The 15,309-nt window shown below is 62.8% G+C and carries 14 protein-coding genes and 1 tRNA gene; all 15 read left to right on the plus strand.

Annotated elements, in window-relative coordinates; genetic code table 11:
* Positions 1-28 precede the first annotated feature (28 nt).
* The 15 genes from AB4074_RS03825 (at position 29) to AB4074_RS03895 (ending at position 15,299) form a co-directional block, all read left to right on the plus strand.
* Positions 29-1,183 (plus strand): adenosine deaminase, encoded by a 1,155-nt coding sequence (locus AB4074_RS03825; RefSeq protein ID WP_441412178.1) that lies wholly within the window; start codon positions 29-31, stop codon positions 1,181-1,183.
* Between the two features lie 85 nt (positions 1,184-1,268).
* Positions 1,269-1,907, plus strand: coding sequence for a MazG nucleotide pyrophosphohydrolase domain-containing protein (locus tag AB4074_RS03830; RefSeq protein WP_441412179.1), 639 nt, complete (start codon positions 1,269-1,271; stop codon positions 1,905-1,907).
* A 93-nt stretch (positions 1,908-2,000) separates the two neighbouring features.
* The gene (gene eno / locus AB4074_RS03835) at positions 2,001-3,281 is read left to right on the plus strand and encodes a phosphopyruvate hydratase (protein WP_441412180.1); all 1,281 of its coding nucleotides are present in this window, start codon (positions 2,001-2,003) and stop codon (positions 3,279-3,281) included.
* Between the two features lie 157 nt (positions 3,282-3,438).
* Positions 3,439-4,176 (plus strand): FtsB family cell division protein, encoded by a 738-nt coding sequence (locus AB4074_RS03840; RefSeq protein ID WP_441412181.1) that lies wholly within the window; start codon positions 3,439-3,441, stop codon positions 4,174-4,176.
* Between the two features lie 56 nt (positions 4,177-4,232).
* Positions 4,233-4,949, plus strand: a complete 717-nt coding sequence (locus AB4074_RS03845; RefSeq protein ID WP_441412182.1) for a DUF501 domain-containing protein — start codon at positions 4,233-4,235, stop codon at positions 4,947-4,949.
* Positions 4,946-5,893, plus strand: coding sequence for a Ppx/GppA phosphatase family protein (locus AB4074_RS03850; RefSeq protein WP_441412183.1), 948 nt, complete (start codon positions 4,946-4,948; stop codon positions 5,891-5,893). Before AB4074_RS03845 ends, AB4074_RS03850 begins: the two co-directional genes overlap by 4 nt.
* A 16-nt stretch (positions 5,894-5,909) precedes the next feature.
* Positions 5,910-7,307 carry a S8 family serine peptidase gene (locus tag AB4074_RS03855; RefSeq protein ID WP_441412184.1) on the plus strand — a complete coding sequence of 466 codons (1,398 nt, stop codon included), beginning with the start codon at positions 5,910-5,912 and terminating at the stop codon, positions 7,305-7,307.
* A gap of 71 nt (positions 7,308-7,378) precedes the next feature.
* Positions 7,379-8,824 carry an NAD(P)/FAD-dependent oxidoreductase gene (locus tag AB4074_RS03860; RefSeq protein WP_437772874.1) on the plus strand — a complete coding sequence of 482 codons (1,446 nt, stop codon included), beginning with the start codon at positions 7,379-7,381 and terminating at the stop codon, positions 8,822-8,824.
* A 90-nt stretch (positions 8,825-8,914) separates the two neighbouring features.
* On the plus strand, positions 8,915-9,835 hold the full coding sequence (locus AB4074_RS03865; protein WP_441412185.1) for an N-acetyltransferase: 921 nt from the start codon (positions 8,915-8,917) through the stop codon (positions 9,833-9,835).
* Positions 9,836-9,877: 42 nt separating this feature from the next.
* A tRNA-Leu gene (locus AB4074_RS03870) sits at positions 9,878-9,951 on the plus strand.
* 241 nt (positions 9,952-10,192) lie between these two features.
* Entirely contained in the window at positions 10,193-11,422 is a 1,230-nt protein-coding gene (locus tag AB4074_RS03875) for a branched-chain amino acid ABC transporter substrate-binding protein (protein ID WP_441412186.1), read from the plus strand.
* A gap of 78 nt (positions 11,423-11,500) precedes the next feature.
* A complete protein-coding gene (locus AB4074_RS03880) occupies positions 11,501-12,520 on the plus strand; it encodes a branched-chain amino acid ABC transporter permease (RefSeq protein ID WP_234751305.1) in 1,020 nt (339 codons plus the stop codon).
* Positions 12,517-13,719, plus strand: a complete 1,203-nt coding sequence (locus tag AB4074_RS03885; RefSeq protein ID WP_441412187.1) for a branched-chain amino acid ABC transporter permease — start codon at positions 12,517-12,519, stop codon at positions 13,717-13,719. The genes AB4074_RS03880 and AB4074_RS03885 overlap by 4 nt, the downstream gene beginning before the upstream one ends.
* The gene (locus AB4074_RS03890; protein WP_441412188.1) at positions 13,712-14,599 is read left to right on the plus strand and encodes an ABC transporter ATP-binding protein; all 888 of its coding nucleotides are present in this window, start codon (positions 13,712-13,714) and stop codon (positions 14,597-14,599) included. Before AB4074_RS03885 ends, AB4074_RS03890 begins: the two co-directional genes overlap by 8 nt.
* Complete coding sequence (locus tag AB4074_RS03895) at positions 14,586-15,299, plus strand: ABC transporter ATP-binding protein (protein ID WP_441412189.1); 714 nt, start codon at positions 14,586-14,588, stop codon at positions 15,297-15,299. Before AB4074_RS03890 ends, AB4074_RS03895 begins: the two co-directional genes overlap by 14 nt.
* Positions 15,300-15,309: the final 10 nt, after the last annotated feature.

The raw sequence follows: 15,309 nt of genomic DNA on the forward strand, positions 1-15,309 counted from the left end.
GCTTCTTCCGTCCCCCTAGAGTTGAGACGTGACTGAGCCTATTGTTGATGCCGCCCCTGCCCTTGACTTCGACCTGAAGAGCCTGCCGAAAGTTTCCCTTCACGACCATTTGGACGGGGGACTGCGCCCGGCCACCATCATCGAGCTGGCGGAGGCCGTCGGCCACACCCTGCCTTCCACGGATCCCGTAGCGCTGGGCCAGTGGTTCCGTGAGTCCGCGGATTCCGGTTCCTTGGTCCGCTACCTCGAAACCTTTGACCACACGATTGCTGTCATGCAGACCAAGGAAGGCCTGGCTCGCGTCGCCAAGGAGTTCGTTGAGGACCTGGCTGACGACGGCGTCGTGTACGGCGAGATCCGTTGGGCACCCGAACAGCACCTGCAGAAGGGCCTCACCCTGGATGAGGTTGTGGACGCCGTCCAGGAAGGCCTCGACGCCGGCGTGGACGCCGTTGAGGAGTCCGGCCGCCAGATCCAGGTGGGCCAGCTCATCACGGCGATGCGCCACGCGGACCGCGGCCAGGAAATTGCCGAGCTCGCCGTACGGCACCGCTACAACGGAGCTGTCGGCTTCGACATCGCCGGGGCCGAGGACGGCTTCCTGCCTTCCCGCTTCAAGGACGCTTTCACCTATCTGGCCGATCACAACTTCCCGGCTACGGTGCACGCCGGCGAAGCCGCAGGCCTGGAAAGCATCCAGTCGGCCCTTGTGGACGGCCGCGCCCTGCGCTTGGGCCACGGCGTACGTATCGCGGAGGACATCACCGTTGAGTTCGAAGATGCCGAGGGCAAAGAAGCCGACGACGACGCCGAGGACACCGTCGGCATGGTCACCTTGGGTGAGGTGGCCGGCTGGGTCCGCGATCGCGGAATCGCGCTGGAAATCTGCCCCTCGTCCAACCTGCAGACCGGGGCAATCGCGAACTTCGGCGAAGGCATCGAGAACCACCCGCTGGACATGCTGTACCAGTTGGGCTTCAACGTCACCATCAATACGGACAACCGGCTCATGAGCGGCGTGACGCTCACGGACGAGTTCGAGCTTCTCGTGGAGACCTTCGACTACGATCTCGACGACCTCCTCGAACTGACCCTCAACGCCGCCGAGTCGTCGTTCCTGCCGCTTGACGAAAAAGAAGCGTTGGTGGAGTACATCAACGACGCCTACGCGAACCTTGCCTGAGCAAACACCTGCAGGCGCAGCCCCTGAAAGTCCCGCTGAAGTGCTTGTGCAAAAGATCGCCTCTTTGCGCGAGCACTGTCCGTGGATGGGGGCGCTGACCCATGAGTCCCTCGTCGAGTACCTGATCGAGGAAGCGTACGAAGTGGTCGACTCGATCGAGGCCGGCGCCTCCGGTTCCGACACTGCCGACGAACTCCGCGGCGAGCTGGGAGACGTGCTGCTCCAAGTGGTGCTGCACGCCCGGCTCGCCGAGGAGCAAGGACAGTTCACCTTCGACGACGTCGCGCGCACCATCACGGAGAAGATGGTGCGGCGCAACCCGCACGTCTTCAAGCCGGACGGGTCCTTGCAGGAATCCTTTCCGGCCACCGTGGAGGAGATCGTCGAAAAGTGGGACGCCGTGAAGAAGGCCGAAAAGCCCGGGCGTTCGGATCCCTTCGAAGGCATTCCACCCCACCTTCCCGCCCTCGCCCTGGCGCAAAAGTCCCTTGACCGTGCCGAGCGTGCGGAACGCGCGGGCGGCGCGGAACCCGGTGGACGTCCAGTTGCGGCGGTGGAGGTTCCCGATTCCGAAGCTGCGCTTGGAGACTTGCTGCTTGCCGTCGTCGCGGGCTCAAGGGAGAAGGGCTTCGACGCCGAACGGGCCTTGCGCGGTGCCGTCCGCCGGTACCAGGGCCGCGACGGCGAAGCCACAAAACGTGAGGGTTCCGACGCTGTTCCGTAACCTTGGCCGGTCTCGACTAGGCTAGTGGCGACGAGGACGTCGAGAATTTCCCTCAAGATTCCCAGTAAATCGCTTCACCATAAGGAGCAGTCCATGGCGCTTATCGATGCCATCCACGCCCGCGAGATCCTTGATTCCCGCGGAAACCCGACAGTAGAAGTTGAAGTTCTGCTTTCCGATGGCCAGATCGGCCGCGCGGCAGTTCCCTCCGGTGCTTCCACCGGCGAGCACGAAGCCGTTGAGCTGCGCGACGGCGACAAAGGCCGTTACCTCGGCAAGGGCGTCCAGAAGGCCGTTGACGCGGTCATCGACGAAATCGCTCCGGCCCTGATCGGCTTCGACGCCACGGACCAGCGCAGCATCGACCAGGCCATGATCGACCTCGACGGCACCCCGAACAAGGGCAAGCTCGGCGCGAACGCCATCCTCGGCGTTTCGCTCGCCGTGGCCAACGCAGCTGCCGCCTCCGCGGATCTGCCGCTGTACAAGTACCTCGGTGGCCCTAACGCCCACGTCCTGCCCGTCCCGCTGATGAACATCCTCAACGGTGGCTCCCACGCCGACTCCGACGTCGACATCCAGGAATTCATGATCGCCCCGATCGGCGCCGAGACCTTCTCCGAAGGCCTGCGCTGGGGCGTTGAGGTCTACCACAACCTCAAGTCGGTCCTGCAGGCCAAGGGCCTCTCCACCGGCCTCGGCGACGAAGGCGGCTTCGCGCCGAACCTGCCGTCCAACCGCGCCGCACTGGACCTCATCCAGGAAGCCATCAGGAACGCCGGCTACACCCCGGGCAAGGACATCGCCCTCGCGCTGGACGTCGCCTCCTCCGAGTTCTACAAGGACGGCGCCTACCAGTTCGAAGGCAAGGCACTCTCGGCCACCGAGATGAGCGCCTACTACGCCGAACTCGTTGCCGACTACCCGCTGGTCTCCATCGAAGACCCGCTGGACGAAAACGACTGGGAAGGCTGGAAGACCCTCACCGACACCATCGGTGACAAGGTCCAGCTGGTTGGCGACGATCTCTTCGTCACCAACCCGATCCGCCTGCAGCAGGGCATCGACTCCGGCACGGCCAACTCCCTGCTCGTCAAGGTCAACCAGATCGGTTCCTTGACCGAAACCCTGGACGCCGTTTCCCTGGCCCAGCGCTCCGGTTACACCACCATCACCTCGCACCGCTCCGGCGAAACCGAGGACACCACCATTGCTGACATCGCCGTTGCCACCAACGCGGGCCAGATCAAGACCGGTGCCCCGGCCCGCTCCGAGCGCGTCGCCAAGTACAACCAGCTGCTGCGCATCGAAGAAGAGCTCGACGACGCCGCACGCTACGCCGGCCGAAGCGCTTTCCCGCGTTTCAAGGGCTAGTATCCGCTGAAACAGCTGACCGGTGGCTATGGTGGAAAGACCATAGCCACCGGTTCTGTTTAACGAAATGTGCGAGCACTTCGGCAAACCGCAGGCTCCGTGAGGCACGCAACGCGCAGCAACCCGCCAGGCAAGCACCAGGCATTACAGGAGTGTCATGGCCACCCGCCGCCCCAAGGTCCCCCGGGCAGATGCCCTCGGCCGCTCGCCCCAAAAAAATGCCGACGGCGGCCATGTCATCCGTGCCGACTTCGGCGAATCCCGCAAGGCAAGCGCTGCCCAGCGAGAGAACCCGGTTAACGCCGGGTCCAGGACGTCGTCCAATGTCAAAGACGAAGGCGGCACGCAAAGCAAGGCCCAGTCCGGATCCAAGGCTGGTTCTGCGGTGAAACCGGGACGTTCGCTTCCGGGCAGAACGGGAAGCACCCCGGTTGTCGGCAAGGCATCCAACAAAACGTCCGGTGGCGGCTCCACGCACACCGACAAGGACTACAGCGCGCGCCCAGTGCCCGCGAAGGCTTTCTCCGGCCGGATGCTTGCCCTCGCTGTGGTGATGATCGCGATCACCATCATGCTCGCGCCCACAGTCAAGATCTGGTTGGAGAAAAAGGCGGAAATCTCCAGCTTGGAAGCCGATATTGCCAGCAAACAGGCCGAGCAGGCGAGCCTCCAGAAGCAGATCACGCGGTGGCAGGACCCCAACTATGTGAAACAACAAGCCCGGGATCGCATTAACATGGTTATGCCAGGTGAAGCAGGCTACTGGGTGTTTGGTGGAGACGTTCCCGCCGGGACACCGGGCGGAAGCACCAGCTCGGGAGCTTCCGGAAGCCCGTCCAATCTGCCATGGGTGGATGGCCTGTGGGAATCCATCAGGCGCTCGGCAACAGACTAGATGCGGTGCCCGCCGCCGTCGCGCCCTGATGGGCGCGGCCAAACAGGGCAGGAAGGATGGCAGCGCCAGTGGAAGACAACTCGGCACCTGCATCGCAGGAGGCCCGCAAGCCATCAGCACACGATCTCGAGATCCTCAGCCGCCAGCTCGGACGGCCGGTGCGCGACGTCGTCGAAATCCCGGCGCGCTGCGTGTGCGGCAACCCGCTGGTCGCCGCGACCGCTCCGCGCTTGAGCAACGGCACCCCGTTTCCCACGACGTTCTACTTGACGCACCCCGTCATCACCGCCGCCGTGTCGCGGCTGGAAGCCGGCGGGCTCATGAATGAGATGAACGAACGTCTCACCGCTGACGAGCCTTTGGCGGCGTCCTATAGGAGCGCCCACGAAGCCTATCTCCAGGCACGTGACGAGATTGCCGGACGTGCCGGCACCGGCGACGTTCCAGAAATCGCCGGCGTCTCGGCCGGTGGCATGCCCACCCGCGTCAAGTGCCTGCACGTGCTGGTCGGCCACTCCCTGGCCGCCGGTCCCGGCGTCAATCCGCTTGGCGATGAGGCCATCGGGGCGATCAGCGAATGGTGGACCGCGGACCGCTGCTATTGCGACGGCGCGTGGGACAGTGCGGGGGAGGCCCCGTCCCGGGACCTCAGCCGCCACGGACCGCAGGGCCTGCCGGACATCGTGGGCCGTCCCGCCCCGGTCCGCAAATCCAAGTCCTCCCACGCATCAGAGCCATCAGGGGAACCAGCCGCAGGGGAGCGCAACGTATGAACCGGGTAGCTGCCATCGACTGCGGTACCAATTCGATCCGGCTCCTGATCGCGGATGCGAACGGCGCGGACGCAGGCTTTCCGCTGCGGGACGTTGTCCGCGAGATGCGCGTTGTGCGCCTCGGCCAAGGGGTTGACGCCACCGGCGAACTAGCCCCCGAGGCGCTCGAACGCACCTTTGCGGCAACCGCCGACTACGCCGAACTGATCCGCCGTCATGGCGCCGGCGGCGTCCGTTTCGTGGCGACCTCTGCCAGCCGGGACGCCCGTAACCGGGACGTCTTTGTTGACGGGATCCGGGAGCTGCTGGGCGTCGAACCCGAGGTCATCTCCGGTGACGAAGAAGCCTCGCTGTCCTTCGCCGGCGCAAGCAGTGTGCTGCCTTCGCGCGGCAAGGACCCGGTGCTTGTGGTGGATCTTGGCGGCGGAAGCACCGAGTTCGTCCTCGGAGACTCCGACGGCGTCATTGCGGCCAAATCCGTCGACATCGGCTGCGTGCGGCTGACCGAGCGGCACCTCCGCAGCGACCCTCCGACGCCGGAGCAGATCTCCGCCGCGGAAGCCGACGTCGACGCAGCCATGGACCTCGTGGCCCGCACGGTCCCGCTGGGCCGGGCCACCGCCGTCGTGGGCGTTGCCGGTACCGTAACCACCATCACGGCGCACGCTTTGGGCCTGGGCGAGTACGATCCCGCACTCATCCACGGTGCCAGCCTGGACCTGGCGACCATCAGCGACGCGGCCACAAGTTTGTTGGAAATGAGCCGCGAGGAACGTGCCCGGCTGCCCTACATGCACCCCGGACGCGTTGACGTCATCGGTGCCGGAGCCCTCGTGTGGCGCCGTATCCTCCAGCGCTTGGCAGAGCTCGGAGAGGGCTCCATCACTGCTGCCATCTCCAGCGAGCACGACATCCTCGACGGCATCGCACTGAGTATTCGTTGAGCATGGGTGTTCGCTGATGACGTTGCCACACGGTTGGCGCCGCCGGACAGCATCGGCCGCGCTGGCTGCCATGTTGGCCGGGGGAAGCCTCGCAGGGGCCCTGCTCACCGCCCCCTCGGCGTTCGCCGACTCTTGGCGGGACAAGGAATACTGGCTCAACGAGTACGGCATCTCCGCAGCCTGGCAGGTATCAAAGGGCGCCGGGGTGAAGGTGGCCATCATCGACAGCGGGGTGGACGGGCAACACCCCGACCTCAAGGGTGCGGTGGTCGGCGGAACCGATGCTTCGGGTGCGGGAGATCCGAACGGCCAGAAGAGCATCGGGGCCAAATCCGAGCACGGGACCCTCGTCGCCACGCTCCTCGCAGGGCGTGGACACGCTTCGGCCAGTCCATCAACCGCTCCCTCGTCTCCGTCGCCGGCGTCGTCTCCTTCGTCCGGTTCCAGTGTCGGCCCGGACGGAATCGTCGGCGTCGCGCCCGAGGCCCAGATCCTGTCCGTTTCCGCTTGGCTCGGTTCGCCGAATCCCGCGGGGAAGACGGACCAGGAACAGATTCCCGAAGCTGTCCGATGGGCAGTGGACAACGGCGCCAAGGTCATCAATATTTCCCTCGGCAGCACATCGCCTGATTGGCCCCAGAGCTGGGACGCGGCGTTCCTCTATGCCGAACAAAAGGACGTGGTCATTGTGGCCGCGGCGGGCAACCGGATCGGTGGAAACGTCCAGGTCGGCGCGCCGGCCACGATTCCGGGTGTACTGACCGTGGCAGGACTCGACCGGAACCGCACGGCCAGCGTCGACGCTTCTTCGCAGGGAATCAGCATCGGCGTCTCGGCGCCCGCGGAAAAGCTGGTGGGCGGACTGCCTGGGGGTAGCTATGAAGACTGGGCCGGCACGTCCGGCTCCGCGCCGATTGTCTCCGGGGTCGCGGCTCTTATTCGCTCGAAATGGCCGGATATGAGCGCCAAGCAGGTCATCAACAGAATTGTGTCGACGGCCGAGGATGCAGGGGCGCCCGGCAAGGACCCCATCTACGGGTACGGCATCCTCAACGCCGAGGCGGCCCTGAAAGCCGATGTGCCCGAGGTAGCGAGCAATCCGGTGGGATCGATTGCGGACTGGATCCGGGTGCATCGGCGCGGGGACCTCAGCAGCCCCACACCTCCGTCAACATCGAAGCCGAGCATACCTGCGGCCACCTTGGCGGATCCCACAGTTCCTGCGGCGAAGGCGCCCTCGCAGGCCGACACGGCGGTTCCGGCCGCTGTGGTCATCGGCTTCGGTTCGCTTTTCGTGGCGATCGTTGCGGGGGCCTCCGTCCAATTGAGGCGCGCCTACCGGACCACACCGGAACTGCCCGACGAGCCCGCGACCGGCGTGGTGGACGTCGTGGATCCGATCGGCCCGAAATAGCCCCCGGCGGTAGCGTGTAGCTTCGCGAAATAGTTAGTGAAGATTTTCACAAGGTGCTGTACTCTATTCTTATGGCAACCACCCCTGAGCTCATTGACCGTCCCCGTGTTCTCGTTGTCGGCGGCGGATACGTCGGCCTGTACGTAGCACTCAAGCTGCAGAAGAAGATCGCGAACGCCGGTGGCATCGTCACCGTCGTCGATCCGCTTCCCTACATGACCTACCAGCCCTTCCTCCCCGAGGTGGCCGGCGGCAACATCGAGGCACGCCACGCCGTCATTTCGCACCGCCAACACCTCAAGCAGACGGAACTCATCCAGGGCCGCGTCACTAGCATCGACCACCAGAACCGCACCGCCGTTGTTGCTCCGGCCGACGGTGGAGAGCCTTTCGAGATCCCTTACTTCGACGTAGTGGTTGCCGCCGGTGCCATTACCCGGACCTTCCCCATCAAGGGCCTTGCTGACGAAGGCATTGGCCTGAAGACCATCGAAGAAGCGGTCGCCCTGCGAAACAAGGTCCTTGAGCGCATCGAGCTCGCTTCCACCATGACGGACGCTGCCGAGCGCGCCAAGGCCCTGACCTTCGTGGTCGTCGGTGGCGGTTTCGCCGGTATTGAGTGCATCACCGAGATGGAAGACCTCGCCCGCGCTGCGGTCAAGAACAACTCGCGCGTCCGCCAGGAAGAGGTCCGCTTCGTTCTCGTCGAAGCCATGGGCCGCATCATGCCCGAGGTCACCGCAGCCCAGGCCGAGTGGGTTGTTGAACACCTGCGCAGCCGCGGCATCGAGGTCCTGCTCAACACGTCCCTCGACAACGCAGAGGGCAGCCTCAAGCTCATCAACCTGCCGGACAAGACCCCTGCCCAGGAGTTCGAAGCCGACACCCTCGTGTGGACCGCAGGCGTGCAGGCCAACCCGATGATCCGTTCCACCGACTTCCCGCTCGAGCCGCGCGGGCGTGTCCGTGTCCTCCCGGACCTGCGCATTGCGGGCGACGAAGGCATCATCGACAACGCCTGGGCAGCCGGCGATATCGCTGCCGTTCCCGATCTCACGGGCAGCGGCTTGCCGGACGGCACCTGCGTTCCGAACGCCCAGCACGCCCTGCGCCAGGCCAAGCGCCTTGCCAAGAACCTGTGGGCCTCCCGTTGGGACAAGCCTATGGGCGACTACAAGCACAAGAACCTTGGCGCGGTTGCCGGCTTCGGTGAGTGGAAGGGCGTTGCCAACATCAACATCCTGGGCCGTATTGGACTCAAGGGTGGACTCGCCTGGCTGGCCCACCGCGGCTACCACGGCCTGGCCATCCCCACCGGTGAGCGCAAGGTCCGCGTGATCTTCAACTGGCTCCTGGGCATGACCATGGGCCGCGACACCACGCAGCTGCTGGACCTCGACAACCCGCGCGGAGCCTTCGTGGCCGCTGCCACCCCGGCTCCCAAGCCGGCCGCCGCACCCGCGCCGGCTGCCGAGCCTGCTGAAGCCAAGGCTCCGGTCACGGCTGACGCAAAGTAGCCAACCCCAAGTAGTACCGACGACGGCGGCCGTCTCCCACGCGGGAGGCGGCCGCCGTCGTCGTTTAATAGCGGGTCCTAGACTTGCAGCATGGCTGGCGAAAGCGATCTGACGACTCTCCTGAGATCCATGCACCCCGTGCTTCGAGACGGTGACTACGTGTACGCGTTGTGGCCGTACGGCAAACCGCTTGAGGGCCATATCGAAGCCGCTGTCCGCGAGGCGGAGGGCTTTACAGTGGTGCTGCGCCGGGAGGAAGCCGGGCGCCTGGGACTGTCCTACGATTTCGTGGCGGCGTGGATCACCCTTCAAATCCATTCTGCGCTGGAAGCTGTGGGGCTCACCGCGGCAGTCAGCTCCGCCCTCACGGCAGCCGGTATCAGCTGCAACGTCCTGGCCGGGTTCCATCACGACCACCTGTTGGTTCCATCCGCCGAACGCGGGCACGCCATGGAAGTGCTTGGACTGCTGGGCCAAGGCGTCGTGCTTCGAACTGAGAGACCGGCCGACCGCGAGTCCGTGTTGGCGCTCACGGCTGCCGCCTTTTCCACCAGCCCGGTCACCGGGCTGCCCGTCGAAGGAGTCCCGGCCGAAGTGACGCTGCTGCGTGAACTCTTCGACTGCGATGAGTACTTGCCGCAGTTCAGCATCGTGGCCGAGATTGCCGGTGAGATCGTAGGCCACGTCATCAGTACCCGCGGCTGGATCGGGGAGCTCCGGCTTTTGGGGCTGGGCCCGATCAGCGTCCAGCCACACCTGCAGCGTCGCGGCATCGGATCTGCGCTCTTGCGGGAAACCGCTCGACGGGCCGATGATGCGGGCGAACCGGGCATCGCCCTGCTGGGCAGCACCGGGTATTATCCGCGCTTCGGATTTCTACCAGCCCGAAAGCTGGGCGTGATGGCCCCCGACGTCGCGTGGGTCGACCATTTCCAGCTGTTGCCCCTCAAAGCATGGCCCGACGGCGTCAGCGGAACCTTTCGTTATGCCGCGCCATTCCAAGGTCTCTAGGAGGCAAAGGAGGGGAGTGCGCTGGGTTACCATTATCCGGGCGCCCCAGTAGCCCAATTGGCAGAGGCAGCGGACTTAAAATCCGCGTGTTGTGGGTTCGAGTCCCACCTGGGGCACGCACGCGAAATGCGAACCGTGCCGCCCCCCGTGTTGCGCCAGCTTGTGCCGTGACAGGAAATTAACCCCGCGTTCACGCGAAGAGCTGTCCGGGCAGGGTGGTGATCCACCGTTATTAGATCCTGACCTGCATATATGTGTTCCAGGACACATATTTGGTAGTACTCTCATGGAACATGTTCGAAGTGAAAGTGACTTCGGGCGAATGACCACGAATCAGACGCACCGCGGAGGCTATTTATGTACAGGAAGAAAGTCATTTCGGCGATTGCAGCAGCGGCCACTCTTGGCATGCTCGTGGCGGGCTGTGCGAACCAGACCGCTCCTAGCGGCACTGAAACCACAGGTGGCGGCGGCAGGATCAATATCCCTGCGATTTCCAAAGTCGACGTTCCTGCCGGAGCTGTTTTGCCTGCAGGCGATGGCAAGGGGACATGCCCGTCAACCACCACCCTTGCCTATGCCGGTGCCGAGACAGGACCCAACGCCCAGCTGGGTATCAACATCTTCAACGGCATCCAGCTGGCCATCAACCAGCACAACACCGCGAACCCCGGCTGCCAGGTCCAGTTCAAGAAATTCGATACTGAAGGCGACCCGAACAAGGCCACTGGCCCGGTAACGCAGATCGTGTCCGAGTCGGACATCATCGGAGTGGTGGGCTTGCCCTTCTCGGGAGAATCCAAGGCCACCGGCAACATCTTCGAGCAGAAGGGCTTGGTGCACATCACGCCCTCCGCAACCAACCCGAGCCTGACGAAGAACGGCTGGACCACCTTCTTCCGCGCCCTCGGCAATGACGCCGTCCAGGGTCCGGCGGCGGCGAAGTTCCTCACGGACAAGCTGCAGGCAAAGAAGGTCTACCTCGTCCAGGACGACTCTGACTATGGCATCGGTTTGGGAACCACGACGTCCGCGGCCCTTGGCTCCGCGATGGTGGGGTCCGACAAGGTCGTCACTGGCCAGAAGGACTTCTCGGCCGTGATTTCCAAGATCATGAACGCCAAGGCAGACACCGTCTACTACGCCGGCTACTACGCAGAAGGTGCTCCCTTCGACCAGCAGCTGGTTGGAAAGGGATTCACCGGCTCCTTCGTGGGTCCGGATGGCGTGAAGGATGACCAGTTCATCAAGCAGGCCGGCGATGCGTCGTCGAACTCGTACTTCACCTGCCCTTGCATCCCCGGCGAGCTGATCCCGAGCTTCGAGTCCGAGTACAAGAAGCTGGCCAACGCTGAGCCCGGAACCTACTCCATTGAAGGTTACGATGCAGCCACGGTCCTGCTCTCAGGTATCGACAAGGGCAAGCAGTCCCGCGCGGACCTTCTTTCCTGGGTCAAGTCCTACGATGCAGACGGCCTGTCGAAGCACTACAAGTGGGATGCAACCGGCGAACTGGCAACGCCTGATGTTTACGGCTACAAAGTTGAGAACGGCAAGATCGTTCCCATCGGCGTCATCGGAAAATAACACCGAGCCCAGATGAATGCTGGGGGTTAGCATCCATGCCGACCCCCAGCATTTCTTTTGATTACATCAGGAAGTGCCATGATCAGTGAAGTAATTCCCAACCTGCTCCACTCGGTTCCCGTGGACGACACGTGGATCACCTTCGACGTAAACTCGTTCACCCAAAACTTCTGGAGTTCAACCTTTGACGGGTTGACCTTCGGGGCAATTTATGCGTTGGTTGCCCTCGGTTACACCCTCGTCTACGGCGTTCTCAACCTCATCAACTTTGCCCACTCCGAAGTGTTCATCACGGGCTGTTACGGAGTGTTCTTTACCCTCAGCGCCCTGAATTTCGGCCCCTCTGCTCCGAGGCTGGGTTTTTGGGCCATCGTGGGAAACCTTGTCCTCGCCCTCGTCGTCGCCATTATCGCCTCAGCCTTGATGGCAGTGATCGTGGAACGCGTGGCGTATAAACCCTTGCGACAGCGCAAGGCGCCCCGCCTGGCATTCTTGATTACGGCCATCGGTGTTTCCTTCGCCATTCAGTACACCATCTACTGGTGGCGCGGACCGAGCCCGGAGGCTGCGCTGACGATGTTCCGGCCGCTCGCAATTTTCGACGTCTTCGGGACAATCGTCGATTCGCAGCAGGTGGTTATTGTCGTCGCTGCGATTATCCTCATGATCGCCACTGATCAGTTCATTAGGCGGTCCCGCACCGGCCGAGGCATCCGTGCCGTGGCGCAGGACCCTGACACCGCAACCTTGATGGGTGTCAACAAGGAAAAGATCATCGTGACCACCTTTATCATCGGCGGGATCCTGGCCGGAGCAGCCGCCTTGTTCTACGTCATGAAGATCCCGTCCGGCGTGCAATACAACGGCGGATTCATCCTCGGCGTCAAAGCCTTCGCGGCCGCTGTCCTCGGAGGCATCGGCAATGTGCGCGGTGCTTTGCTGGGCGGCCTGCTGATCGGTTTGATTGGCAACTACGGCCAGGTGCTCCTGGGTAGTTCCCAATGGACGGACGTTGTCGCGTTCGTGGTCCTGGTGTTGGTATTGATTGTGCGACCCGAAGGTGTCTTGGGTAGCTCGCTAGGAAAGAGTAAGGCATGAGCACAACAGACGGCCCCACGCTTATTCCCGATGATGCTTCAGCACAGGAGATTGCCGACCGCGAAGCCAAGATGCGGCAGCGCAAAGGCTGGTTCCCGGGACTGAGCGACAAATGGAACGCTCTCCCGCGCCAAACCCAATGGCTGATCCTGATCGTCGTGGTGGTCATTGCGTACTTGCTTCCCATCCTCAATCCGCCGCTGATCACGACGGAACCGGGCAACAATTGGCAAATTGCACTCGCGCAAATGTCCGTCTATGCCTTGGTGGCTGTGGGCTTGAACGTAGTTGTCGGCTATGCGGGCCTCCTTGACTTGGGCTACGTGGCATTCTTTGCCCTGGGTTCCTACACGGCAGCAATGTTTACCAGCCCGGATTCTCCCTATGTGCACATTCCCTACTTGTGGACGCTTCCGCTGGCGATGGCGGTCGCCATGTTCTTTGGCGTGGTCCTGGGTGTGCCTACTCTTCGCCTCCGCGGCGACTATCTGGCTATCGTCACGCTCGGCTTCGGCGAGATCGTGCGCATTTTGGCCACTATCATCCCGGCGATGAAGGGCCAGGTTGGTTTCCAGAATGTCGGCCACCCCCCGGGAACGGATTCAAGCGGCCAACCGATCTTCCTGAACTCGAGCGGAACTCCGTGGTATTGGTTGACGCTGACCATCATCATTCTGGTGCTCTTGGCCGCCGGAAACCTGGAGCGCAGCCGCGTGGGACGCGCGTGGATTGCCATCCGTGAAGATGAAGACGCCGCGGAAATCATGGGCGTCCCGACGTTCAAGTACAAGGTGTGGGCCTTCGCGATTGGTGCTTCCGTGGGCGGACTCTCGGGCGCTTTGTTCGCGGGCCAGGTGGGTTTTGTGAACAACCAGAAATTCGACATCGCCACCTCAATCCTGTTCGTCGCTGCTGTTGTCATGGGGGGCACGGGGAACAAGGTCGGTGCGATTCTTGGCGGTGCGTTGGTGGCATATATTCCGCTCCGCTTTACTGCGATTGCGGAGTTCAAGTATTTGATCTTTGGTGCAGCGCTGGTGGTCATCATGATTTTCCGCCCCGGCGGCCTCCTGCCGGCACGCCAGAGCCTCCTCGCCTACGGACGCTTGGCTTACAACAAGCTCAAGGGCGCCGTAGGCGACATCCCTGCTTCGGGCAAAGTCGTTTTGGAACCGGGAAAGGGGGCTGACAATGAGTGAAGCAATTGAACCGGACATTGATGTGGAAGCACTCAAGGAACAAGGTGTGGACCTTGAGGTCGCCGTGAAGGTGGCCCCTGAGAGGGACATTGTCACCAAGGTGGGCGAAGCCTTGGTCCAGGTCCAAGACCTGACGATTAAGTTCGGTGGCCTGACGGCCTTGGACAATGTCACTTTCGATATCAACCGAGGCGAAATCCTCGGCTTGATCGGTCCTAACGGTGCCGGTAAAACCACGTGTTTCAACGCCATGACAGGCGTGTACAAGCCGACGTCCGGAAAGGTCTTACTGGAAGGCCAATTGCTCAACGGACTGCCGCAGCACCGGATCACCAGGCGAGGCTTGGCCAGGACCTTCCAGAACATCCGCCTTTTTGGTGAGATGACAGCTTTGGAAAACGTGGTTGTTGGTCTCGATGCACGCCACCGCACGAGTGTCGGCGGGGCACTCCTGCGTCTGCCCACCCATGTCCGGGAAGAGAAAACCGCCATTGAACGCGGCATGGCATTGCTTGAGTTCGTCGGCATCGCTGATCATGCCCATTTCTTGTCGCGGCACCTTCCTTATGGGTACCAGCGTCGCCTGGAAATCGCGCGGGCACTCGCCACAGACCCCAAGGTCCTGTGCCTGGATGAGCCTGCGGCCGGGTTCAATCCCGCGGAAAAAGAAGACCTCATGGCCTTGATCCGGACCATCCGTGACGACGGCTACACGGTCCTGCTCATTGAGCACGACATGAAGCTGGTCATGGGGGTGACCGACCGGATCGTGGTCCTGGAGTTCGGGAAAAAGATCGCGGATGCGTTGCCCAAGATTATCCGCGACGACCCGAAAGTTATTTCCGCCTATCTCGGGGAGCCTGAAGATGACCTTGCTTGAGCTGAAGAACGTTTCCGTCCACTACGGCCGGATCCAAGCCATTTCGGACATGTCATTCAGCGTGGATGAGGGCGAAATTGTCTCGCTCATCGGCGCCAATGGTGCCGGCAAAACCACCACCATGAGGACCATCTCCGGATTGCTGACTCCCTCGGCTGGCTCCATCACTTTCGCGGGCCAGGACATCACCAAGATGAAAGCGCACATCCGCGTCGTCCAAGGTATTTCGCAGGCCCCTGAGGGACGCGGAATCTTCCCTGGCATGACGGTGGAGGAGAACCTTGACATGGGTTCCTACGGCCGCAAGGACCGGACCAAGGTGGCAGACGATTTGGAGCGAGTCTTCGACTTGTTTCCACGGTTGAAGGAGCGCGTCAAGCAGTTTGGCGGCACCATGAGCGGTGGCGAACAACAGATGCTCGCGATTGGCCGGGCGCTGATGTCCAACCCCAAGCTGTTGCTCCTGGATGAACCTTCCATGGGGCTTGCTCCGCAGTTCATCCGCCAGATCTTCAAGATTGTCACCGAGATCAATAACCAAGGCACCACGGTGCTTCTGGTGGAGCAAAACGCCAACCAGGCCCTCGCCCGTGCTCACCGTGCTTTTGTCCTGGAAACCGGGTCAATTACGCACAGGGGAACCGGCAAGGAACTGCTCGCCAACCCGGCGGTCAAGGAAGCGTACCTCGGCGTCGGATAGCCGCATGTGC

The sequence above is a fragment of the Arthrobacter sp. 2MCAF14 genome (assembly GCF_052115645.1).
Lineage (GTDB): Bacteria > Actinomycetota > Actinomycetes > Actinomycetales > Micrococcaceae > Arthrobacter.

Excerpts from the sequence above, each read along its gene's own strand:
- AB4074_RS03830 (WP_441412179.1), top strand. The coding sequence starts at position 1,269 with ATGGGGGCGCTGACCCATGAGTCCCTCGTCGAGTACCTGATCGAGGAA.
- eno (WP_441412180.1), top strand. The coding sequence starts at position 2,001 with ATGGCGCTTATCGATGCCATCCACGCCCGCGAGATCCTTGATTCCCGC.
- AB4074_RS03840 (WP_441412181.1), top strand. The coding sequence starts at position 3,439 with ATGGCCACCCGCCGCCCCAAGGTCCCCCGGGCAGATGCCCTCGGCCGC.
- AB4074_RS03845 (WP_441412182.1), top strand. The coding sequence starts at position 4,233 with ATGGCAGCGCCAGTGGAAGACAACTCGGCACCTGCATCGCAGGAGGCC.
- AB4074_RS03850 (WP_441412183.1), top strand. The coding sequence starts at position 4,946 with ATGAACCGGGTAGCTGCCATCGACTGCGGTACCAATTCGATCCGGCTC.
- AB4074_RS03855 (WP_441412184.1), top strand. The coding sequence starts at position 5,910 with ATGACGTTGCCACACGGTTGGCGCCGCCGGACAGCATCGGCCGCGCTG.
- AB4074_RS03860 (WP_437772874.1), top strand. The coding sequence starts at position 7,379 with ATGGCAACCACCCCTGAGCTCATTGACCGTCCCCGTGTTCTCGTTGTC.
- AB4074_RS03865 (WP_441412185.1), top strand. The coding sequence starts at position 8,915 with ATGGCTGGCGAAAGCGATCTGACGACTCTCCTGAGATCCATGCACCCC.
- AB4074_RS03875 (WP_441412186.1), top strand. The coding sequence starts at position 10,193 with ATGTACAGGAAGAAAGTCATTTCGGCGATTGCAGCAGCGGCCACTCTT.
- AB4074_RS03880 (WP_234751305.1), top strand. The coding sequence starts at position 11,501 with ATGATCAGTGAAGTAATTCCCAACCTGCTCCACTCGGTTCCCGTGGAC.
- AB4074_RS03885 (WP_441412187.1), top strand. The coding sequence starts at position 12,517 with ATGAGCACAACAGACGGCCCCACGCTTATTCCCGATGATGCTTCAGCA.
- AB4074_RS03890 (WP_441412188.1), top strand. The coding sequence starts at position 13,712 with ATGAGTGAAGCAATTGAACCGGACATTGATGTGGAAGCACTCAAGGAA.
- AB4074_RS03895 (WP_441412189.1), top strand. The coding sequence starts at position 14,586 with ATGACCTTGCTTGAGCTGAAGAACGTTTCCGTCCACTACGGCCGGATC.